This window comes from Streptomyces gobiensis, from assembly GCF_021216675.1.
In the GTDB taxonomy this organism is placed as follows: domain Bacteria; phylum Actinomycetota; class Actinomycetes; order Streptomycetales; family Streptomycetaceae; genus Streptomyces; species Streptomyces gobiensis.
In genome coordinates, this window is record NZ_CP086120.1 from 2,006,933 (window position 1) to 2,029,166 (window position 22,234).

At 68.8% G+C, this 22,234-nt stretch carries 17 protein-coding genes; 8 read left to right on the top strand and 9 right to left on the bottom strand.

Annotated features, from left to right (window positions below):
• The first annotated feature begins 190 nt into the window (after positions 1–190).
• Together test1122_RS09160 and ssgD are read left to right on the top strand one after the other, a co-directional pair.
• The gene (locus tag test1122_RS09160; protein WP_232268665.1) at positions 191–601 is read left to right on the top strand and encodes an SsgA family sporulation/cell division regulator; all 411 of its coding nucleotides are present in this window, start codon (positions 191–193) and stop codon (positions 599–601) included.
• Between the two features lie 104 nt (positions 602–705).
• The gene (gene ssgD, locus test1122_RS09165; protein WP_232268666.1) at positions 706–1,113 is read left to right on the top strand and encodes a spore wall synthesis regulator SsgD; all 408 of its coding nucleotides are present in this window, start codon (positions 706–708) and stop codon (positions 1,111–1,113) included.
• A gap of 322 nt (positions 1,114–1,435) precedes the next feature.
• On the opposite strand, the gene test1122_RS09170 is transcribed toward ssgD, so the two are convergent.
• Positions 1,436–3,667 carry an MMPL family transporter gene (locus test1122_RS09170; protein ID WP_232268667.1) on the bottom strand — a complete coding sequence of 744 codons (2,232 nt, stop codon included), beginning with the start codon at positions 3,665–3,667 and terminating at the stop codon, positions 1,436–1,438.
• 208 nt (positions 3,668–3,875) lie between these two features.
• Here test1122_RS09170 and test1122_RS09175 point away from each other — a divergent pair, with 208 nt between their 5' ends.
• On the top strand, positions 3,876–7,199 hold the full coding sequence (locus tag test1122_RS09175) for a S41 family peptidase (protein WP_232268668.1): 3,324 nt from the start codon (positions 3,876–3,878) through the stop codon (positions 7,197–7,199).
• 91 nt (positions 7,200–7,290) lie between these two features.
• Entirely contained in the window at positions 7,291–7,497 is a 207-nt protein-coding gene (locus test1122_RS09180) for a hypothetical protein (protein ID WP_232268669.1), read from the top strand.
• Positions 7,498–7,834: 337 nt separating this feature from the next.
• On the opposite strand, the gene test1122_RS09185 is transcribed toward test1122_RS09180, so the two are convergent.
• The 3 genes from test1122_RS09185 to test1122_RS09195 are packed head-to-tail and all read right to left on the bottom strand — an operon-like array spanning position 7,835 to position 11,246.
• Positions 7,835–8,725 carry an SDR family oxidoreductase gene (locus test1122_RS09185; protein ID WP_232268670.1) on the bottom strand — a complete coding sequence of 297 codons (891 nt, stop codon included), beginning with the start codon at positions 8,723–8,725 and terminating at the stop codon, positions 7,835–7,837.
• Complete coding sequence (locus test1122_RS09190) at positions 8,722–9,735, bottom strand: alpha/beta fold hydrolase (protein WP_232268671.1); 1,014 nt, start codon at positions 9,733–9,735, stop codon at positions 8,722–8,724. Before test1122_RS09190 ends, test1122_RS09185 begins: the two co-directional genes overlap by 4 nt.
• Positions 9,732–11,246: a flavin-containing monooxygenase gene (locus test1122_RS09195; RefSeq protein WP_232271837.1), complete on the bottom strand. Its 1,515-nt coding sequence runs from the start codon at positions 11,244–11,246 to the stop codon at positions 9,732–9,734. The genes test1122_RS09190 and test1122_RS09195 overlap by 4 nt, the downstream gene beginning before the upstream one ends.
• Positions 11,247–11,516: 270 nt before the next feature.
• Between test1122_RS09195 and test1122_RS09200 the strand changes: the two genes are divergently transcribed.
• Entirely contained in the window at positions 11,517–12,203 is a 687-nt protein-coding gene (locus tag test1122_RS09200) for a MerR family transcriptional regulator (RefSeq protein WP_232271838.1), read from the top strand.
• A 231-nt stretch (positions 12,204–12,434) separates the two neighbouring features.
• Here test1122_RS09200 and test1122_RS09205 read toward each other — a convergent pair whose 3' ends face one another.
• Positions 12,435–13,250 (bottom strand): exodeoxyribonuclease III, encoded by an 816-nt coding sequence (locus test1122_RS09205; protein ID WP_232268672.1) that lies wholly within the window; start codon positions 13,248–13,250, stop codon positions 12,435–12,437.
• A 26-nt stretch (positions 13,251–13,276) separates the two neighbouring features.
• Between test1122_RS09205 and test1122_RS09210 the strand changes: the two genes are divergently transcribed.
• Both test1122_RS09210 and test1122_RS09215 read left to right on the top strand, forming a co-directional pair.
• On the top strand, positions 13,277–13,753 hold the full coding sequence (locus test1122_RS09210; protein ID WP_232268673.1) for a GNAT family N-acetyltransferase: 477 nt from the start codon (positions 13,277–13,279) through the stop codon (positions 13,751–13,753).
• Between the two features lie 112 nt (positions 13,754–13,865).
• Positions 13,866–14,618, top strand: coding sequence for a class I SAM-dependent methyltransferase (locus test1122_RS09215; RefSeq protein ID WP_232268674.1), 753 nt, complete (start codon positions 13,866–13,868; stop codon positions 14,616–14,618).
• A 67-nt stretch (positions 14,619–14,685) separates the two neighbouring features.
• On the opposite strand, the gene test1122_RS09220 is transcribed toward test1122_RS09215, so the two are convergent.
• Entirely contained in the window at positions 14,686–15,249 is a 564-nt protein-coding gene (locus tag test1122_RS09220) for a YbaK/EbsC family protein (RefSeq protein WP_232268675.1), read from the bottom strand.
• Between the two features lie 77 nt (positions 15,250–15,326).
• Here test1122_RS09220 and test1122_RS09225 point away from each other — a divergent pair, with 77 nt between their 5' ends.
• Positions 15,327–16,679, top strand: coding sequence for a hypothetical protein (locus test1122_RS09225; RefSeq protein ID WP_232268676.1), 1,353 nt, complete (start codon positions 15,327–15,329; stop codon positions 16,677–16,679).
• A 43-nt stretch (positions 16,680–16,722) separates the two neighbouring features.
• On the opposite strand, the gene test1122_RS09230 is transcribed toward test1122_RS09225, so the two are convergent.
• From test1122_RS09230 to betT, 3 genes are all read right to left on the bottom strand, one after another.
• Positions 16,723–18,711, bottom strand: coding sequence for an aconitate hydratase (locus test1122_RS09230; protein WP_422396956.1), 1,989 nt, complete (start codon positions 18,709–18,711; stop codon positions 16,723–16,725).
• Positions 18,708–19,856: a baeRF2 domain-containing protein gene (locus test1122_RS09235; protein WP_232268677.1), complete on the bottom strand. Its 1,149-nt coding sequence runs from the start codon at positions 19,854–19,856 to the stop codon at positions 18,708–18,710. The genes test1122_RS09230 and test1122_RS09235 overlap by 4 nt, the downstream gene beginning before the upstream one ends.
• A gap of 239 nt (positions 19,857–20,095) precedes the next feature.
• Positions 20,096–22,231, bottom strand: a complete 2,136-nt coding sequence (gene betT, locus test1122_RS09240; RefSeq protein WP_277879817.1) for a choline BCCT transporter BetT — start codon at positions 22,229–22,231, stop codon at positions 20,096–20,098.
• Between the last annotated feature and the right edge of the window lie 3 nt (positions 22,232–22,234).

The following is a 22,234-nucleotide window of genomic DNA, read 5'->3' on the forward strand; positions in this document are numbered from 1 at the left end:
GGCAGGTGTTTTAAGCGATCGATGGATGATAGTCATCACCTGCGAACCACTTGCAAGAGCGCGCGAACGCAAATAGCACACCGATTCCACGGACCTTTGTGGCATAACTCACACAACCCCGCGCTGACCGACTTCCTCGATTCCCGGTCTTAGTGGACGAACGGGCGACCGCCCCAAGAGGAGCAAGGCGATGTCCACACTGATCGACCACACCATGCAGGCCCGCATTATCGCCCAGCCTGCCGCGTTCCCGATCTTCGGGGCCCTGCGCTACGACAGCGCGGACCCACTGGCCGTCCAGCTCATTTTCCCAGCCGAGGTCGCTCTCGACGGAGCCGAGGTGACATGGGTGTTCGCACGTGAACTACTCGACGGCGCCCTGTGCGATCCCGTGGGCACCGGTGACGTCCAGCTCTGGCCTAACGGCCCGGACCGGACCATGGTCGAACTCCAGGCGCCGGAGGGCACAGCCCTGGTCGAGCTGCCGACCAGGGATGTGCGTCACTTCCTGCGCCGAACGTACGCACTCGTCCCGGCCGCCGAGGAACATCTGCGACTGCATGTGGACCGCGGCCTGGCAGACCTGCTGCGCGGGGTATGAGGCGTGGTGTGACACAGGTCACTGAAATCGCGGCGAGGTGCCGTAATTAACCTGGCGACTGCGGGGTCTTAGGACATCAGAGCACTCACAGAAGGGAGAACTCGATGCCCGCAGCCATCACCCATACCGTGCAGGCCCGCATCATCGTCGCCCCGCCAGCTTCCCGGAGCGTAACCGTCGGGCTCCGCTACGACCGCGAGGACCCGGTCGCCGTTCGAATCGTCTTCCCTCCCCAAGCCGCCCTCGATGGCGAGGAGGTCGCCTGGACCTTCGGCCGGGAACTACTGGAGGTCGGGCTACGCGCTCCGGCGGGCGAAGGGGACGTTCATGTGTGGCCGTGCGGCCCGGCCCGGACCGTCGTCGAGCTGCGTGCCCTGGAGGGGGTGGCGATGATCCAGTTCACCACAACGGATCTGCGCCAGTTCCTTGGACGCTCCTATGCGGTGGTGCCCAAGGGCCGGGAGCACGTGAGCCTGGACCTCGACCGTGGGCTGGCCGCCCTGCTCGGCTAGCGGACTTCCGGCACGTGAGGGGGTGGGTAGGGGTGGGTTGTTCCGGACGCTTGCCCGTGATTTGTGGCCCGACACACACCCAATGGGCCAACCCAACGCCGCCGCGCGTCGGGCCGTAAATCATGGGTCCGGAACGTTCCACCCCGGACCACCCCCAACCCACAACGGCGCCGCACCCCAGCAACGTACGGCCGGGCAGCAGCCTGCCCACCCGCAGCCTGCTCACCCGCACCCCGCGCACCCTCAGCCTGCCAACCCCGTGGGACCGCCTGAGCCCGAGCCAGAACAGGCTCAGACGGTCCCACAGCTGCTGGAGTCCCGGTCAGACGCGGGTCGCCTCAAGCTCAGGTTCGGCCCGAGTCGCAGCCGCCCCCGCGTCAAGACGCTGTTGCAGCTTCTCGCCCTCCACATCCACGTTGGGCAGGACCCGGTCCAGCCACCTCGGCAGCCACCAGGCCTTCTCACCCAGCAGGGCGAGTACGGCCGGGACGATGGCCATCCGGACGATGAAGGCGTCAAAGAGGATAGCGACAGCGAGACCGAAGCCCATCATCTTGATCATCGACTCACCGGCTCCGATAAAGCCCGCGAAGACGCTGATCATGATGACCGCGGCGGCGGTGACCACCCGGGCGCCGAGCTTGAAGCCGGTGACAACGGCCTGTCCGGGACGCTCACCATGGACGTAGGCCTCACGCATCCGGGTGACAAGGAAGACCTCGTAGTCCATAGCCAGACCGAATATCACGCCGATCATGAAGATCGGCATCATGCTCATGATCGGCCCGGTCTGCTCCACCCCGATGAGGCCCGCCAGCCAGCCCCACTGGAAGACGGCCACCACCGCACCAAGCGCGGCGAGCACCGACAGCAGAAAGCCGAGCGCCGCCTTGAGCGGCACCAGAACCGACCGGAAGACCATCAGCAGCAGGATGAACGCGAGTCCCACGACCAGCGCCAGATACGGCACCAGCGCATCGTCCATCACCTGTGAGAAGTCAATGTTGATGGCGGTCATCCCGGAGACCAGCACAACAGCACCGGTGTCCGCCTTGAAGCCGTCCGCCTTGGCGCGGATATCGCGGACCAGGTCCTCGGTCTCGGTGCTGCTCGGCCGCGACTTCGGCACGACCGTGATGGTCGCGGTGTCCCCGGCCTCGTTGAAGGCCGCCGGTGTCACCGCCGCGACACCGTCCAGCTTCTCGATGCTGTCCTTGACCGTCCTCGCGGCAGCCTTCGGGTTGTCGCTGCCCGTGGTGTCCAGGACCGTCAGCAGCGGACCGTTGAAGCCAGGGCCGAAGCCCTCGGCCATCAGGTCGTAGGCCCTGCGCTGGGTGGAGCTGGTGGGCTGGTCACCCTCGTCGGGCAGGCCAAGGTTGAGGCTGGTCACCGGGACCGCGATGGCACCGAGGCCGAGCACCGCGGTGAGCAGCACCACCACCGGACGCCGCAGCGTGAACCGGGCCCAGCGGGTGCCCATGTTCGGCTTGGCCTCCAGTGCACCGGCGTCCGGCACCCCGGTGCCCGGGTTGGCCTTGCGTACCCGGCGGCCGAAGATCCGCTTGCCGACCATGCCCAGCGCGGCCGGGACCAGGGTGATGGCGACCAGGACGGCGATGACGACCGTGCCCGCTGCGGCGAAGCCCATCTTGGTGAGGATCGGGATGTTGACGACCGCGAGCCCCGCCAGTGCGATGACCACGGTGAGACCGGCGAAGACCACCGCCGAGCCCGCGGTACCCACGGCGCGCCCCGCGGCCTCCTCCCGGTCGCGGCCCTCGATCAGCTCCGCGCGGTAGCGGGAGGCGATAAACAGCGCGTAGTCGATGCCGACCGCGAGGCCGATCATCATCGCGAGCGTGGTGGTGTTGGCGGACAGGCCGAGCGTGGAGCCGAGAGCGACGATCGACGAGATACCGATCATGACACCGATCAGCGCGGTGATCAGTGGCAGCCCGGCGGCGACCAGCGAGCCGAAGGTGATGATGAGGACGATCGCGGCGACCGCGATTCCGACGATCTCGCCATTGCCCATATCGGGCTCGGTGAAGAGCGCGTCACCGCCGAGCTCGACCGTGAGCCCCGCGCTGCGCCCGGTGTCAGCGGCGGCCTCCAGGCCCTCCCTGGTCCTGTCGGTGATCTTGTCGGCGGAGACCTTGTAGGTGACCTGCGCGTAGGCGATGTCCCCCTGCCGGCTGACCGCACCCTCGGCCTGGAAGGGGCTGACCACCTGGGCGGCCTGACCGCCGGACAGCTCACCGACGGTCTTCTCCACCACGGCCCTGTTCTCCGTCGCGGTGATCTTCTCGCCGCTGGGCGCACGGAAGACCAGACGCGCCTGGGCGCCATCGGCGGCCGCGCCCGGAAAGCGCTCCTCCATCAGGTCGAAGGCCTGCTGGGCCTCCGTACCGGGGAGCGCGAAATCGTCATCGGACGGGCCTGAGGCTGAAGAGGCACCCGCCCCGGCGGCGACCAGCAGCGCCACCCAGAGCAGGGCGACGACGCGGCGGCGCCGGAAGGCGAATCTGCCGAGTCTGTAAAGGAACGTGGCCACGAGAGAGGTACTCCGTCTCGGGTCGGGTGCGGACTGGGACGGTGGGGGGCGGTGGACCGCGCACCGCGAGAAGTGACAGTCCATGTCAGAAGACGCGCACACCCTCGCGAGAGGTGACCGACCGCCCAAAATGAGACACAGGTCACATACACAAACGGAACGGTCACGGCATGATCACGACTTGCCGTGCCTGCGAGCCGCCCGAACCATGGGAAAGGTGAGCAATGGTGCGTATCTCCGGTTCCCACACCTTCACGGTGATCTGCTGTGCTTCGCCGCCGAGGATGACCTCTGGATTGCCCCGATCCCCGCCAACAGGGAGAAGCCCGGCCGGGCCTGGCGGCTCACCGTGGACCGCACCCGGGTCGGGCATCCCCGCTTCTCACCGGACGGGCGGCAGATCGCCTTCACCACTTGGCGCAGTCTCGATCCGGAGATCCATCTCGTCCCGGTGGACGGCGGACTGGCCGAACGCCTGACGTACTGGGGTGCGACCGACACCCGGGTCTGTGGCTGGACGCCCGACAGCGACATCCTGGCCGTCGCCTCACACGGCCAGCCCTTCTCCTATTTCTCCTGGTCCTACCGGCTGCCCCCGGACGGCAGCCCCGGCGGCAGACTGCCCTGGGGACCCTGCTCGGACATCACCGTCGCCGACCTCGACGGCGAGCGCAAGACGCTGCTGCTCACCGGCAAACCACCTCATGAGCCCGCCTCCTGGAAGCGGTACCGGGGCGGGGCGATGGGGAGGCTGTGGCTGCACGGCGAACGGCTGCTGGCCGGCCTCAACGGGCATCTGGAGTCCCCGATGATCGTCTGGGGCGGCTCCCCCGGGCACTGGGAGGGCCCCTTGGAGCGGGTCGCCTTCCTCTCCGACCACGAGGGCATCGGAAATCTCTACTCCTGCCGCCCGGACGGCTCCGATCTGCGCAGACATACGGACCACGCCGACTTCTACGCCCGGCACGCCGCCACCGACGGCAACCGGATCATCTACCAGTGCGCGGGCGAGCTCTGGCTGGTCGACGATCTGAGCCCGGGGACATCTCCCCGCCGTCTCGATGTCCAGCTCGGCGGCCCACGCGCCGGGCGGCGCCACTATCAGGTGCCCACCGCCAACTATCTCGACTCCCTCGCCGTGGACAACACCGGGCGGGCCAGCGCGGTGTGTGTGCGCGGCAGCCTGTACTGGCTGACCCACCGGGACGGCCCGTCCCGCGTCATCGCCGACACCCCCGGCGTGCGGGCGCGGCTGCCGGAGATGCTGGGCTCCAGCGGGCAACTCGCCTATGTGACGGACGCTGAAGGCGAGGACGCCGTCGAGATCGCCTATCTTCCCCGGGCCAGCGGTGGCCAGAACCCACGGCGGCTGGCGTCAGGCCGACTGGGCCGGGTTCAGGAGCTGGCCGCCTCGCCCGACGGCGACACCCTCGCGGTGGCCACGCACGACGGCCGGCTGCTGCTGATCGACGCGGCACCGGATGGCACGGGCGAGGTGACCGAGCTGATCCGTTCAACCAACGGCCCGGTGCACGATCTGTCGTTCTCCCCCGATTCAGCGTGGCTGGCCTGGGCCCACCCGGGCATCGGGCGTTCACTGCGCCAAATCAAAATCGCCAAGCTGACCGACCACCAACCTCACCCTGCCTCCCCCGCCCCCACCCCGTGGACGATCCTCGATGTCACCGACGGCCGCTTTGAGGACGAGCAGCCGGTCTTCACCCGGGACGGCCGCTATCTGGCCTTCCTCTCCTGGCGCGGCTTCGACCCGGTCTACGACGTACACACCGGTGATCTCTCCTTCCCGCTGGGCTGCCGCCCCTATCTGGTACCGCTCTCCTCGGCCACCCACTCCCCCTTCGCGCTCTCCCCGGAGGGCCGCCCGGCGGCCGGTGGGCTGGACCCGGAGGACACCAGTGGCGAGGACGGTTCGGTGCTGGTCGAGGCCGAGGGGCTGGCCAACCGGGTCACCCCCTTCCCCGTCATGGCCTCCAAGTACTCCGAGCTCCGCCCGGTGGCGGGCGGCGGCCTCATCTGGCTCCGCCACCCCATCTCCGGCGCGCTCGGCGAGACCTTCGCCAACCCGGCCGATGTGTCGGGGAAACCGACTCTGGAGCACTTCGACCTGGCCAAGGCCAAGCGGACCGAGCTGAGCAGCGATGTGGACTGGTTCGCGCTCAGCGTCGACGGCACCCGGCTGGTCATCAACGATGACGGTGACCTGCGGGCCGTACCCGCCAATGAGACCGCCGACAGCGACTCGACCGTCGCCATCGATCTGCGCCGGATCGTGCACAACGTGGACCCCGGCGCCGAGTGGCGGCAGGCGTACGACGAGGCGGGCCGGATCATCCATGCCTACTTCTGGGACCCGGGAATGTGCGGCATCGACTGGGCCGCGGTGCTCGACCAGTACCGGCCGCTGGTCGAACGGGTCGCCTCCCCCGATGAGTTCGCCGATCTGCTCCGCGAGGTGCTGGGCGAGCTGGGCACCTCACACGCGTATGTCTCCCCGGCCCGGCGCAACGAGGGCCCGCCGCACTACCAGCGGCCGATCGGGCTGCTCGGCGCCAACTTCTGCCGTACGAAGGACGGCGAGTGGCAGGTTTCCCGGATTCTGCCCGGCGACTCCTCGGACTCCAGGGCCCGCCCACCGCTGGCTGGCTCGGGCATCCGGGAGGGGGCGACGCTCACCCATGTCGACGGCCGCCCGGTCGACCCGGTGACCGGCCCGTTCCCGCTGCTGGCGGCGGCCGGGGGCACCACCGTGGAGCTGACCTTCCGGGCGGCCGAGGGTGACGGTCCGCCGCGCCGGATCGCGATCGTGCCGCTGGTCGACGAACGGCCGCTGCGCTACCAGGACTGGGTGGCCAAGCGGCGCAGGGTCGTACGGGAGTTGAGCGGCGGCAAGTGCGGTTACCTGCACATCCCGGATATGGGCGGCTCGGGCTGGGCGCAGTTCAACCGGGATGTGCGGATGGAGGTCTCCCGCCCGGCGCTGATCGTCGATGTACGGGGTAACGCGGGCGGCAACATCAGCGAGCTCGTCATCGAGAAGCTCACCCGCTCCATTCTGGGCTGGGATCTGACGCGTAACGCCCAGCCGGTCTCCTACACAAGTAACGCGCCGCGCGGTCCGGTCGTCGCCCTGGCCGACGAAGCCACGTCCTCGGACGGCGACATGATTACCGCCGCCTTCCGGCTGCTGGGCCTGGGCCCGGTGGTCGGCGCCCGGACCTGGGGCGGGGTCGTCGGCATGACCGGGCGTCACCGGCTCGTCGACGGCACGGTGATTACGGTGCCGATGAACGCCGCCTGGTTCGACGAGTACGGCTGGGACGTGGAGAACCATGGCGTCGCCCCGGACATCGAGGCGCTGCGCACCCCGCTGGACTGGGCGGAAGGCCGCTATGCCGTCCTCAGCACGGCCGTACGCACCGCCCTGGACCTTCTGGAGCGCCATCCGGCCCCCACGCCGCCCGATTACAGCAACGTCCCGGACCGCCGCAGACCACTGCTGCCGCCGCGGTGATTTGGTGCGGCTTTTGCCCCAGCATGCGAAGTTCGCCGGTGCGTGTAAGGCTTGTCACGGCCCAACCAGCCTCACACGTGGAGTGAAATACATGGGTATGTCAGACCAGTTCAAGGACAAGGCGCAGAAGGCGCAGGAAAAGGCGCAGAAGGCCAAGGAGGCCGCACAGGAACGCGCCAAGAAGGCAAAGGGCGGCGCTCAGGAGCGCGGCCAGCAGACCCAACAGCGGGGCCAGCGGGAGTCGCAGAACGTCCAGCAGAGCCTGGAGGACGAACGCGACGACTGGGAAAACCGGTAACACGCCCCACCCACTCTGCGGGGCGTACCACCCCCGCAGAGTTCCCCAATCCCGCCCCTACCCGGCTGTACCAATTTGCGGCTCCGCCGCGTGGGGGGCTGCCGCCCCCAGACCCCGAGGTGTTGTGGGCACTCGGGCCTCCCCCAGACTTCGTCCGGGGGGACCCCCAGAGGGGCGGCACGGGTGGGCACAACACCGGCCACCGAAGCCGCACCGGCCACCCCGGGGCCCGGGGCGCGAGCCCCGGTTACGGGAAGGGGCGGGAATTGGGGAACACCCACCCACGGCACCCCGCAACCGGGGTGAAGCCCCCGCCACGCGGCGGAGCCGCACCCCCCTACGCCCCACCACCCCGCTCCCTCTCATCCGCTTCCCCGCCCGCACCAACCAACCCAGCCCGCGAACCCCGCGTAGCCGCAAAGCGGGGCTCGAAGCGAGCCATCTCCCGCTGGCCCACCGAGCCGATGACCGGCGGCAGATAGCCACGTATGGACTGCATACCGCGCAACCACCCCTGCGCGTACACATGGTGCGAACGCCGCTCGATCCCCGCGACGATCCGGTCGATGGCCGGACCCAGCGGATAGGTCTTGTTGGACGGCCAGGGCAACCGCTTACGCAGATCCCGCATCACCTCGTCCTCATCCGCGCCGCGCACCATATCCGTGTCGGTCCAGCTCAAGTAGCCCACACCGACCCGCACTCCCTTGTAGCCGACCTCCGCGCGCAGGCTGTGCGCGAAGGCCTCGACGCCCGACTTGGACGCGCAGTAAGCGGTCATCATCGGCGCCGGAGTCATCGCGGCGAGCGAGGCTATCTGCAGGAAGTAGCCACGGGACTCCATCAGCACGGGCAAGAAGGCCCGCCCCGTGACCGCACCACCGATGAGGTTGACCTCGATGACCCGCCGCCAGGAGGCGGGGTCGGAGTCCAAAAACGGACCGCCCTGCGCCACACCGGCGTTGGCGACGACGACGTCCACCTTCCCGAAGCGGTCCTTCACTTCGAGCGCCACCTGCTCCATCGCCACATGGTCGGTGACATCGGCATGCCAGTAGTGGGAATCGGTGTCCAGCGCCCCGCTGACCTTCTTCAGCTGATCGGGCTCCAGCCCGATCAGCGCGATCTTCGCGCCCCGGGCGGCGAGCTTACGGGCCAGCAGCTCACCCACCCCACGCGCACCGCCGGTCACCACCGCGACCTGGCCCTCCAGGCTCCAACGCCTCATGGCTTCCCTGCCTCCTTCGCTACATCCGGCTCCGAACCCCGCTCCACATCCCGCTCCGAACCCCGCTCCATGTCCCGCTCCGTATCCCGCCCCGCATCGGTTGCCGCCAAGTGCTCGCGTACCAGCCCACCCAGCACGTCCGTCACGGCCTCCGGTGCCTCAATGGGGGTCATATGGCCAAGCCCTGCCAGCTCATGCAGCCCGGCGCAGTCGGGCAGCGCGGCGGCCAGCTCCCGGGCGTGCACGATGGGGGTGAGCCGGTCCTGGGTGCCGATGATGACCGCGGTGGGCGCGGTCAGTTCCGGTATCCTCGCCGCCAGATCGAGATCGCCCAGCACGGCGCCCCATGCGGCGCGCACGGTCCGGGGACAGGCGTGCACGATACGGGCGCAGGCCTCGACCTTGTCCGGGGCAGAACCGGGGCCCATCGTCGCGTACTTGACCGCCTTCTTGGAGATCGGTGTGACGGGCCCCATCGGCGCCCGTGAGCCGAGCAGCAGCCGGTGCGCCCGAGCGCGGAGACGCGGTGAGCGGAACGGCAGCACCCGGGCCTCGCCGGGCAGTCGGCTGGCCCCGGTACTGCACAGCAGCAGCGCTGCCGCGCGCCGACCGAGTTCGGGGCGGTCGGCGGCGGCCATGATGGTCATGCCGCCCATGGAGTGCCCGCCTATGACGGCCCGTTCGCCCTCGTCCAGGGTGGCGTCGAGCACGGCACACAGATCGTCGGCGAGCGCGTGGGTGCTGTATCCGCCGGGTGCGGCGGGGGAACGGCCGTGCCCCCGCTGGTCGTAGACGATCACCCGGTGACCGTCGGCGGCCAGCTTCCGTATCACCGGCGCCCAGAAGACGGTGGAGCAGGTCCAGCCATGTGCCAGCACTATGGCCGGTCCGTTCTCCGGCCCATGGGTCTCGGCGTGCAGCCGCGCCCCGTCGGCGGAGGTCACGGTCAGCTCCCGGGCCGGGGCGGGAGGAGCGTAGGGGCCGCTGGATATATGTATGAGACGGCTCATGCGGCGGCCTCCCGCTGCTGGGCACCCTGCCGCGCCGCGGCTCGCAGTACCTCGTACTCCTCAAGGCGGACCTCCTTGGTCACCTTGCGGAACTCGGAGGTGGTGCCCGGCCACACCGTCGTATTGCGGCCGTTGGCGTCCAGGTACCAGCTGTCGCAGCCGCCGGTGTTCCAGACGGTGCGCTTCATACGTTCCTGGAGGTGCTGGTTCCAGGCGCGCACCGCGGCAGGGCGGGCGTCCAGGGCGACCTTGCCGCCGAGGGTGTCCAGCTGCCGCACGAAGTCGACCATGTAGTTCAGCTGGGCCTCGATCATCAGGATCATCGAGCTGTTGCCGAGCCCGGTATTGGGGCCGATGATCGTCAGGAAGTTGGGGAAGCCCGCCGCGCTCGCTCCGCGCAGCGCTTCCATTCCTTCCTTCCACTCCTCGGCCAGGGTCGTCCCGTTGGCACCCTTGACCTTCTTCGCGATCGGCATGTCGGTGACATGGAAGCCGGTGCCGAAGATGATCGCGTCGGCCTCGGTCTCGGTGCCGTCGGCGGCGACCAGGGTGCTGCCGCGGACCTCCCGCAGCCCGGAGGCGACGAGGTCGACATTCTCCTTGGTCAGCGCCGGGTAGAAGTCATTGGAGAGCAGGATCCGCTTACAGCCGATGCGGTAGTCCGGGGTGAGCTGCCGCCGCGTCTGCGGGTCCTTGATGACCCGCTTCATATGCGCGGCGGCGAGCCGCTGTACCAGCCCCAGTTCGGCCGGCCGCTTGGTAAAGGCGCTGACCTGGAGCTCCCGGATGCCCCACAGGAGCTGGCGGCGGAGATAGCGGGTGGCGGGGAGCATGGTGTGCAGCCAGCGCTCCACACCGGTGATCCTGCGGTCCACCCGTGGCATCACCCAGGCCGGGGTGCGCTGGAAGAGGGTGAGCCGTCCAACGGTGGGCTGGATGGCCGGGACGATCTGGATCGCCGAGGCACCCGTGCCGATCATGGCGATCCGCTTGCCACGCAGATCGTAGTCGTGGTCCCACTGCGCGGAGTGGAAGACCTTCCCCTTGAAGCCGTCCAGCCCGGGAATGTCGGGGATCTTCGGATCGGAGAGCGGGCCGGTGGCGGACACCACCAGGTCCGCGGTCAAGGTCCCCTGCCCGGTCTCGATGACCCAGTGCAGTTCGTCGGTGTCCCAGGTGAGCTGCTGTACCTCGCAGTTGAAGCGGATGTGCTGCCGCAGCCCGAAGGTGTCGGTGACCCGCTCCAGATACGCCCGAATGTGTGGCTGCCCGGAGAAGCTCCGTGGCCACTGCGGGTTGGGTGCGAAGGAGAAGGAGTAGAGATGTGAGGGCACGTCGCAGGCACAGCCCGGATAGCTGTTGTCGTGCCAGGTGCCGCCGACCGCCTCCCGGCGTTCCAGCACCACGAAGTCCGTGATGCCCGCGCGGCGCAGCCGCACGGCGGCGCCCAGGCCGCCGAATCCGGATCCGATCACCGCCACCCGTACATGCTCATGCTCACGCTCGGCCATGCCGCCGCCTCCCGAGTTCTCTTCGGTGCCACCGACCATGCCAGCAATCACTGGCGCAATCGCAGCGTAGGGCAGCGGCGTACTGGTGGGTAGGGGCTGTGCGGTGAAAAGTTACCGCCGGTTGCACCCCCGGCCCCCGTCCCTCTTCCGGCATAGGCTAATGATGTGGGGACCTCCGAGGAGCACAAGCAGCAGACCAGCAGTAACAGCACGACCAGCGGCACCGCCGAGCGTGAGTACCGCGCACCCGAACTCGCCGAAGCCGCCGGAATCACCACCCGTACGCTGCGCTTCTACCGCGAGCGCAAGCTGGTGCCGCCACCCCGCCGGGAAGGCCGGATCGCCTGGTACAGCGACCACCACCTCGCCCGGCTGCGCACCATCGGCGCCCTGCTCACCCGAGGCCATACCCTGGGCGGAATCGCCGAGATCCTTGCCGCCTTCGAGAAGGGCCGCGATTCCCGCAGCGCCGCCGAACTGCTGGGCCTGGCCCACACCCTGACCCCGCCCTTCTCGGAGGAGACCCCGGTCCGGCTCACTCCCGAGGAGCTGGCCGCGCACTTCCCCGGCGAGGACTCCGCAGAGAATCTGTCCGCCTGCCTTGATCTTGGCTACCTCGCGGTGGACGGCGATGAGCTGGTCCACGTCAGCCAGCGTCTCCTGGATGCCTCGTCCGCGCTGGTCGGGGAGGGGATTCCGCTCTCCGCCGTGCTGGACGCGGGCCGGGAGGTCCGTACCCATGTCGAGGCCATCGCCACGGTATTCGCGGACCTCATCCGTGAGCGGCTGCTGGCCAGCGGCCGGGACCCGGAACGTATCGCCGAGGCCGTGGACCGCCTCCGCCCGTACGCCAAGCAGGTCGTCGACGCGGAGCTGTCCATGGCCCTGGACCGCCGGGTACGCACGGAACTGGACGCCTGGCTCCAAGACCAGGCCCACGGCCCCAAGGAACCCTAGCCGCCAGGACCCCCCGGAACCGGGGCTGCGCCCCGGGGCCCCGGGGTTGGCCGGGTGCGGGCCCCACCCCCGTTGTGGGCACTCGGGCCTCCCCCAGACTTCGTCCGGGGGGACCCCCAGAGGGGCGGCACGGGTGGGCACAACGGGGCCTGGGGGCGGAGCCCCCAGTTTCGGGAAGGGGCCGGGTTAGGGGAGAACTCACCCGGCTGCCGGAGGCCCGCACGCGCCCGGCTACGCCGCTCCGGCCAAGTCGAACGTCACCGTGACCGGCGCATGGTCGCTCCACCGTGCCGTGTGGCTGGGCGCCCGCTCCACCTCGGCCTTCAGCGCCCGCTTCGCCAGGCCGCCCGTCGCCACCTGATAGTCGATCCGCCAGCCGCTGTCGTTGTCGAAGGCGCGGCCACGGTAGGACCACCAGGAGTACGGGCCCGCCTGGCCGGGGTGGAGCTGGCGTACGACATCGACATAGCCGCCGTCGGTCTCGGTGAAGATCCGGGACATCCACTCCCGCTCCTCCGGCAGAAACCCGGCGTTCTTGCGGTTGGCCTTCCAGTTCTTCAGGTCGGCCTCCTGGTGGGCGATATTCCAGTCGCCGCAGACCAGCACCTCGCGGCCGTCGGCCGCCGCGCGCTCCCGGAGCTCCTTGAGATAGGGGAAGAAGGCAGCCATAAAGCGTTCCTTCTCCTCCTGCCGCTCGGTGCCGACCTCACCGGAGGGGAGGTAGAGGCTGGCGACCGTCACACCTGGAAGGTCGGCCTCCAGATAGCGGCCGGACTCTTCGAACTCCGTCACCCCGAAGCCCACCCGCACCCGGTCCGGCTCCCGGCGGGTGAGCAGGGCCACGCCCGCCCGGCCTTTGGCGGCGGCCGGCGCGTAGGAGACATGCCAGCCGTCCGGCTCGCGCACCTCATCGGCGAGCTGATGCGGTTCGGCGCGGACCTCCTGGAGGCAGATCACATCCGCCTCGGTGGCCGCCAGCCACTCCGCATAGCCCTTCTTGGCCGCGGCTCGCAGCCCATTCACGTTTACGGACGACACCTTGAACATTCCGGCACCATACCTACGATGCAGGAATGCAGATTGTGACCGCGGGTTACGACCACCCCGACGCACAGAAGCTCGACGCCGAAGTGCAGCTGGAGTACGCCGAGCGCTATGCGAGCGGGGGCGATATCTCCCCATTGAGCCCGGAAATGTTCGAGCCCCCGAACGGTCTGTTTGTGCTGGTGTACGACGACTCGGGGCGGCCGGTCGGCACCGGTGGCTGGCGGAGCCAGGAGCGTAACGGCGAGGGCTACTCGGACGGTGATGCCGAGATCAAGCGGATGTACGTCATACCCGGGGCCCGTGGCCAGGGTCTGGCCCGGAAGATCCTCGCCGTGCTGGAGGAGAGCGCACGGGCGGCGGGACGCGTCCGGATGGTCCTGGAGACCGGCATCAAGCAGCCTGAGGCAATAGAGCTGTACACCTCCAGCGGCTACGAGCCCGTCAAGAAGTTCGGCTTCTATCGCGACTACGACGACTCCCGCTGTTTCGCCAAGCTGCTGTAAAGGACACCCTCCGGCTGCCGCGCCACGCATAACCAGCCCCCGAAGCTGGCAAGACTGTGGGGGATCGATGGGCCCGCCCGTGTTGTATTCGTGAGGAAGGTCAGACTGCCACGTGGATGAGCAGCTCCAGCACCACTACACACAGCTCGCGGACACCTACGACGACACGTGGGGCCACCGCCCCGCGTACCTGGACTGGATGGAGGAACACATCAGCCGTCGGCTGCGCGTCAGCCCCGGGGAGTGGATCGCCGACATCGGAGCGGGCACCGGCCTGTTCCTGCGCCGTCTGCTGCCGTACGCGACGGAGCAAACCCCGGTGGTATGCGTCGACCCTTCGGCGGCGATGCTCGCCCGGCTGCCACAGGACCCTCGCCTGCACCCGGTTCAGGCCACGGCGGAGGAGTTGGCCGCGGGGCAGGTGGAGCTGCCGTGCGACACCGTTGACGCTCTCGTGATCAAGGAGGCGGTGCACCACTTCACCGACCTGGACCACACCCTGGTGGGTCTGGCCGACCAGCTGTCCGCCGACGGCCGCGTCCTCATTGTGACGCTTCCGCCGCAGCTCAAGTATCCGCTCTTTCAGACGGCGCTGGACCGCTTCGCCGCCGGCCAGCCCGAGCCCGAGTCGGTCGCCGCCGCACTGCGCAAGGCGGGGCTGAAAGCGACCACCACCATCGAGGAGTTTCCCGTCTCCATTGAACGGGACCGCTGGCTACGGCTGGTAGCCAACCGCTGGATGTCCGTGCTGTCCACGTTCTCCGACACCGAGCTCAGCAGCGGCCTGGAGGAGATCGCCGAGGAACACCCCAGCCCCCAGCTGGAGTTCCCGGACCGCTTCGCCTTCATCCTCGGTCACCGCTGATTGCCCGTTCGTATCATTTACATCGTTCGTCTCGTTCGTCTCGCTTGACTCGTTTGGCTCGTTCGCCTCATTTACCCAGCCCGGCGATGGTTTCCGCACCGGGGAGCTCGCCCAGTGCGCTGCCGGGCACGATGAGCTTGCCGCGGCGCAGACCGCTGCCGATCAGAACATGGGGGGTCGCGGTGACGGCCTCATCGACCAGCAGGGGCCAGTCACCGGGCAAGCCGATGGGCGTGATGCCGCCGTATTCCATGCCGGTCTCGGCGACAGCCATATCCATGGCGGCGAACGACGCCTTGCGGGCGCCGAGGTGTTTGCGGACCGTCCTGTTGACATCGAGCTGGGTGGTCGCGAGCACGACGCATGCGGCGAGCGTGGTCTGCTGACCACGCTTGGCCGCGACCACCACACAGTTCGCGGAGACGTCGGCCGCTACGTCATAGGCCTCGCAGAAGGCCGCGGTGTCGGCCTTGTCCGGGTCGGTGTCCACGACAAGCACCGACTCCACCGGCGCCGCGGCCGCCCACTTCTCCAGCGCGTCGGCCACGGGGCGTGCCACCAGTTCGGGCCGCCGCACCGCTGGCCACGCGCCCTCGAAGGAACCGAAGGGAGTGCTGAGGGGGCTGTCCATCCGCCGAGTTTAGCCAGCGGCTTACCACGCCCGGCCGTATGGGCGCATCCCCCGACTTGGATCGTCGTTGATCGAACGTGATCACAGATGACAACGAGGTGCCGTTGTTCGACCCGGAGCGGGATCTGGTCGTACTGCCCGGGGCGCCGGGGCATACCCACCCGGCGGCTGGGCGTGTCGTGGACGCCCTGGAGCAGGTACGGTCCCGGATTCTCACGGAGCGGCTGTACAAGGTGGGGACGCTCCGGACAGGGCCGAGCAGTGACCCCTACCCCGTGATGCCCGCTGTCGCAGCACTGCACCGGCGGGCCGAGCCGGCGCTGCGGCGCCGGGCGCAGACGGCCGTGGCCTGCCTGGAGCAGCTGATCCAGCGGTACCCGGATGACCCGGAACTCCAGGATTTCCTCGATGTGCCACCGGTGCTGCACCGGTGGATTCTGCGGCATCCGGCTCCGGAGCAGCTGCGGGTCGACTTCTGCCGGCTGGATCTGCTCGGTGACACGCTGAGCTCGACGCGGGTCCTGGAGTTCAACGCGAGCAGCCCGGGTGGAGTCGTCTCCTCCGGGATGCTCAATCGCTTCTGCCGTCAGTCCTCGCTCGGCACACTGCTGGCCGAGTGGGAGGTGCCCCAGGCTCCGTTCGAACGACCGGGGTGGTTCGCCGACTGGCTGATCGACTACGGGCGGGTACGGGGAGTGCGCGAGGACGAGAGCAGCCGTGTGGGGCTGTTCCACGAACGCCTGAGCCTGAAGTTTGAGTTCAACCAGCTGCGTGCGCAGTTGCGGGGCCGGGGACGCACACCGGTGGAGACGGAACCTTCCGCGATCGACCACGTAAAGAGCCTGCGGCTGGGCTACCTCAAGTACATCCCCGAGGACCCGCGTGAGGTGGAACGCTGGGAAACGTTCTGTGCCCGGATGACCGACGGCCAGCTCGTAGCCCCGAACGCACTTGCCGCACGCTGGGTCGCGGAGAACAAGCTGTGCCTGGCGGCGCTCTCCGACCCCCGCTTCCGGCGGCTGTTCACCCCGCCGCAACGCGCCACGCTGGACGCCCTGGTGCCGTACAGCCGCAAACTGGGGGACGGTATCAGCGAGACGGAAGCGATCAACGAACGGACCCGGCTGATCATAAAGGCGCCGTACAGCCGCCATGGCACGTCGGTGGTACTGGGGGCGGAGACGCCCGCCGACGTATGGTCAGGCCTGGTCCGGGATCCCGCGCGCCGGGGCTGGCTGATCCAGGAGCGCGTCACGCCATCGGCCGTCGGCACGAACGACGGGACGTATTTCCGGGATCTTATGGTGCCGGTCCTGGGCGGACGGGTCATCGGCTACTGCGCCCGGATGAACCGGAAACGTGTGCTCAACTCGGCCCAGGGCAGCGGCACCCACGCCGTCTTCAGCCCGCACGACCTGCACAAGACCTGACCGCGGGCTGGAGGGACGTGCGGGACTCACGGAACTAGCTGGGCTAGCGGCGCACGTCCTCGGCGAGTGCGGGAATGACGCCGCCCGCGAGCACCGTCTGGCGCTGGCGTGGTGAGAGCCGGTGGTGCACCGCGTAGTCCTCACCCTGGGTGGCGTTGCGCACCCGCAGCGTCGGTTCGGCGTCCGGCGCGAGTGAGGCGTGCAGTCCCGCCAGGCGCAACTGGTCACCTACCGCGATGCGCTCCCAGTCGCCGGGATCGTCGAATTCCAGGGCGAGGACACCGTAGTTCGCGAGATTCTGCCAGTGGATGCGGGCGAAGGACTTGCTGAGCACGGCCCGCAGCCCCAGATAGCGCGGGGCGATCGCGGCGTGCTCGCGGGAGGAGCCCTGCCCGTAGTTGTCACCGCCCACGACAAAGTGCGCCCCGCCCGCTTCCGCTGCCCGGCGTGGGTAGTCGGGGTCGAGGCGGGTGAAGGAGAACTCGGCGAGTTTCGGGATGTTCGAGCGGAAGGGCAGTGCCTTGGCTCCCGCCGGGGAGATCTCGTCGGTGGAGACATTGTCGTCCGCCTTGAGCAGGACCGGCCCCTCCAGGGTGTCCGGGAGCGGGTCCAGCTCGGGGAGGGCGGAGATATTGGGGCCCCGTTCGAGGGACACACCGGTGGCGATGTCCGGGGGCGGGGGCGGTTCCAGCGCGGCGGTGTTGATCGCGGCTCGCTCGGGCAGCCGGAGGTCGGGCGGGCTCATCCTGGCCTGGGCGGCCCAGTCGCGCGGATCGGTGATGACCCCGGTCAGCGCGGAGGCCGCGGCCGTCTCCGGGGAGCACAGCCAGACCGCGTCTTCCTCGGTACCAGAGCGGCCGGGGAAGTTACGCGGGAAGGTCCGCAGCGAATTGTGCCCGACGGCCGGTGCCTGGCCCATGCCGATACACCCCAGGCAGCCGCTCTGGTGGAGCCGGGCTCCAGCGGTGATCAGGTTAAAGGTGGCACCCATTCGGGTGAGGTCCTGGAGGATCTCCCGGGAGGTGGGGTTGACGTCGAAGCTCACCCCATCAGCTGTCTGGCGTCCATGGACCATGGCGGCGGTGACGGCGAAGTCGCGCAGCCCCGGGTTGGCCGAGGACCCCACGACGACCTGGGAGACCGGTTCGCCCGCCGCTTCCCGTACGGGAACGACATTGCCGGGCGAGCTCGGCCGGGCGATCAGCGGCTCCAGTGTCGACAGGTCGATTTCCTCATCCAGATCGTAGTGAGCCCCTGGCTCGGCGGTGATCTCGGTGAAGTCCTCCTCCCGGCCCTCCATGCGCAAGAACGCGCGAACGGCGTCGTCGGCGGGGAAGACGGTGGCGGTGGCCCCCAGCTCGGCGCCCATATTGGCGATGACATGCCGGTCCATCGCGGACAGTCCGGCCAGCCCGGGACCGTAGTACTCCAGAACCCGGTCGACGGCTCCCTTCACCCCGTGGCGGCGCAGCATCTCCAGGATGACGTCCTTGGCGCTGACCCAGGGCGGCAGCTCCCCCGTCAGCCGTACGCCCCAGATGTGCGGCATCCGCAGATGGAGCGGCTGCCCGGTCATGGCCAGGGCTACCTCAAGACCGCCGACGCCAACCGCCAGCATGCCGAGCGAGCCGGCGGCACAGGTGTGCGAATCGGACCCGGCGAGCGTCTTGCCGGGGATGCCGAACCGCTGCATATGGGTGGGGTGCGAGACCCCGTTGCCCGGCTTGGAATACCACAGGCCGAAGCGGCGGCAGGCGGACCGCAGGAAGATATGGTCCTCGGCATTGCGCTCGTCGGCCTGCAGGATGTTGTGGTCGACGTACTGCACGCTCACCTCGGTACGGACCCGGTCCAGGCCCAGCGCTTCCAGCTCCTGCATCACCAGGGTGCCGGTGGCGTCCTGGGTGAGGGTCTGGTCGACGCGCAGCCCGACCTCTTCGCCGGGCGCCATACGCCCCGATACCAGATGCGCGGCGAAGAGCTGATGGGCCACGGAGCGGGCCGCGCCGCCTTGCATGCCCGGCATACTCATACGACCCACCGCAGAACCGCACCGAGCCCGCCCACCGGACCGGCCGCTACATCTCCGGGCACCAGCAGCACATCGGCGTCGGCTGCGGCGGCGGCGCGTATGAGCGCGTCATCCGCGCGGGCCCGCTCCGGCTGGGCCACGCCCATCGCCCGCGCCTCGGAGCGCTGCACCGCGACCTGCTCGGGGCTGGGCCCGATCCAGACCTCCCTGCCGGTGTCGGGCCCGTCCTCACCGAGGAGCAGGGTGGCCACCTGGCGGCCACGGGCCGCCTCAACCACCGCGGGCGCCCCCTCAGCCGCCTGACCGGGGCCGGTGTCGACACCGGCCGTCCGGTGTTCACCGGGCCGGCCCCGTCCGGTACGGAAGCGGCTGACGGCGTCCTCCAGCTGCTCGCGGGCGTACTTCTCCCGGGCCTGCACGACCTGCTCGCTCAGCCGGCTCTTCGAGGCGCCGGGGGACCTGCTGCCGTTCTCCGCCTCCACGGTGACGGCACGGATCGGCTCGGGCAGCCGGTTACGGACGGCCCGCCGTTCACGCGACTCACCGGCCAGGACCAGCAGCTGCGCCCCGGCCTCCGGCCAGCGCCGGTCGAGCTCGGCGGCGACGATGTCCGCCGTCTGGTTCAGGCCGTTCTCCACCTTGTTCTGGTAATGCCACTCGTACCGGTCCGCAGGGATGCTGCGGTGCCCACGCCCCTGCCATTCCCTTCTCTGAGCCTGGCCCAGGGGCTCGCGCCGATAGGATTCCCACAGCTCCAGATCGGCGCCGGTGCTGTCGATATACGCCACCAGACACGTCGGCTCATCGACGTGCAGACCCGCCAGCGGCGCGACATGCGGCAGCATCGACCAGAAGGCCTCGGTCTGCGGGGATACGGCCAGCGGAAGATCCAGCACGACCTCGGCGCCCGTGGCGAAGAGCGCCCGGCCAGGAGGCGTCCCGGAGACGTCCTCGTGAGCGAGCCGGTCCATCACCGCGCGACAGGTGTAGGCGTCCGCGCCCTCATCGATGAGCTGCGAGGCAACGGCACGCTCCCGGAGTTTCTGCTGCCGGGCGGCGTCCTCGGTCGTACGCGATGTGTCGATGTACACGGAGGCCCATGGGCCCGGACGGTCGAAGAGCGGTTTGAGAAAACCGGTTTCCATGATCTCCCCCAGGCTTGGGGACAGCTGAATACTACCAAGGTAGGACGTTCCGGCCAGAAGAGCCCGATGAACTGAAACGGAAACCGAAACCCGGGCCGGGAGCTCATGCGATTACGGTCAGGAGTCAGTCGTCTCACTCTGCACACCACGTCGCCCTCTCCCCGCGGTCACTTCAGCCTGACCAACACCGCAAGGAGGTCCGTCGGCGGCCGCCGGTGGCTCAACGGCCGTCGCGGACGTCAGCGTTCCTCCTCGGGCAGGTGGACCTCGGCCGTGTCGGGGCGGTGGTCGGGCAGGGATGAGCGGGCGGTCGCTTCCCGGTGGAGGCGCAGGAATTCCAGGTGCCGCTCGTACTGGTCGAGAATGTCGCCGATGAGCTGTTCCTTGCTGTAGCCCATCACGTTGTAGCCCTGGCTGCCCTCGGCGAGGTGGACTTCGAAGCGGACGTAGGTGTCATGCTCGGTAACCACTCGGACAGCGAAGGCCGGGGTGGGCACTTCGACCGGCCATACCCGGTAGAGGAATTCCTCTTTCCGGCTGATCGGCACCCGGAGCCCCAGGTGCGGCAGCCCCATGTCCTCGTCGGTCCCTTCGGTGACCGATGCGTCCGTGCCTTGCTGGCGTAGCTCCTCGGCGACGTCCTGGAACGCCGGGCGGCAGACCTCGTCGACGAATCTGGTGGCCGCTCGTTTGCCCGGGAAGGCCATCGCCCGCGCGAGCCGCTGGCGCCAGTTCCTCTCCGCCGCTGCGCCGCGGGCCGTGGTCCGTCCGGACAGCGACGACGGCAGGGAGGTGCTCGACGCGTTTTCCCGCATCCGTTCAATGCGCAGTGCCTTGTACAGGCCCCAGATGATGAGGAACATCACGAAGGAGAACGGCAGGCCCATGATGATGGTCGCGTTGGTCAGCGCGTCCACGCCTCCCACGATGAGCATGGCAAGGGTGAGCAGCCCGGTCGCCGATACCCAGAAAATGCGCAGCCACGGGGCGGCGTCGGTGATGGGGGTGGGCAGATGCGAGCTGAGGTTACTGATCACCAGGGCACCGGAGTCCGCGGAGGTGACGTAGAGCAGCAGCCCGACGAAGGTGGCCAGTCCGGCGCTGAACAGGACCCCGGGATACTGGTCGAGCAGCCCGTAGAAGCCCTGTTCGGGGGCGTTCATGGCCCTCTCGCCGAACGCGGTGTTGCCGGCCCGCACCACGCTCAGCGCGCTGTTGCCGAAGACGGAAAGGAAGGTCAGCGTAAAGAGGAACGGGATGATCAGCGTCGCCGCGACAAACTGCCGGATGGTACGGCCGCGCGAGATCCTGGCCAGGAACAGCCCCACGAATGGCGCCCACGCGACCCACCAGGCCCAGAAGAACAGCGTCCAGGCATTGAGCCAATCGGTCGGCGGGTCGTAGGCGAAAGTGTTCAGGGTCATCGAGGGGAAACGGCTGAGGTAGTCCCCGATGTTGAGGATGAGACTGTTGAGCAGCCGGATCGGGCCGCCGACGACCAGCATGTAGAGCATCAGAACGATGGCGAGCACGATATTGAGCTCGGACAGCCGCCTGATGCCCCGGTCCACCCCGGCCACGGCGGACACCGTGGCGATGAACACGGCGACGAGGATCAGCCCGATCTGCGCGGCGATTCCTTCGGGCACGTTGAAGAGGAAGTTCAGCCCGAAGTTCAGTTGCACGACGCCGATTCCGAGCGACACGGAGATACCCATAACCGTGCCGACGATGGCCGCGAGGTCGACCGTGTCACCGATCCGGCCGTGGATACGGCGGCCGATGATCGGGTACAGCGCCGAGCGGATGGCCAGAGGAAGGCGGTAGCGGAAGGAGAAGTAGCCCAGTGCCATGCCCATCAGCGCGTACATCGCCCATCCGCTGATGCCGTAGTGGAACAGCGTCCACACCACCCCCTGCCGGGCTGCCTCAATGGTCTCCGGGGTGCCCTCGGGCGGTGCGAGGTAGTGGCTGACCGGCCCGGCGACGGAGAAGAACATCAGGTCGATACCGATGCCCGCCGCGAACAGCATGGTGCCCCATGCGAACAGCCCGTAGTCGGGTCTGGAGTGCTGCGGCCCCAGCTTGATGGTTCCGTATCGGGACACGCCCACGAACACCACGAAAACCAGATACAAGGTGGCGGCGAGGAAGTAGTACCAGCCGAATCCCTCGGAGATCCACCCCACCACGATGCCAATGGTGTTCTCGGCGCCTACCGGGGTGATGATCGCCCAGACCGAGAGGGCGAGGATCAGTACGGAGGACCCGATGAAGACGAGGGGCTTGAGCCGGCTTTCTCCGGGTGGTGTCGTGACTGCTGTTCCGGGGCTTTCCTGTTCCGCTGCGTTGCCGCTCTCTCCGCCGGTCGACACGGT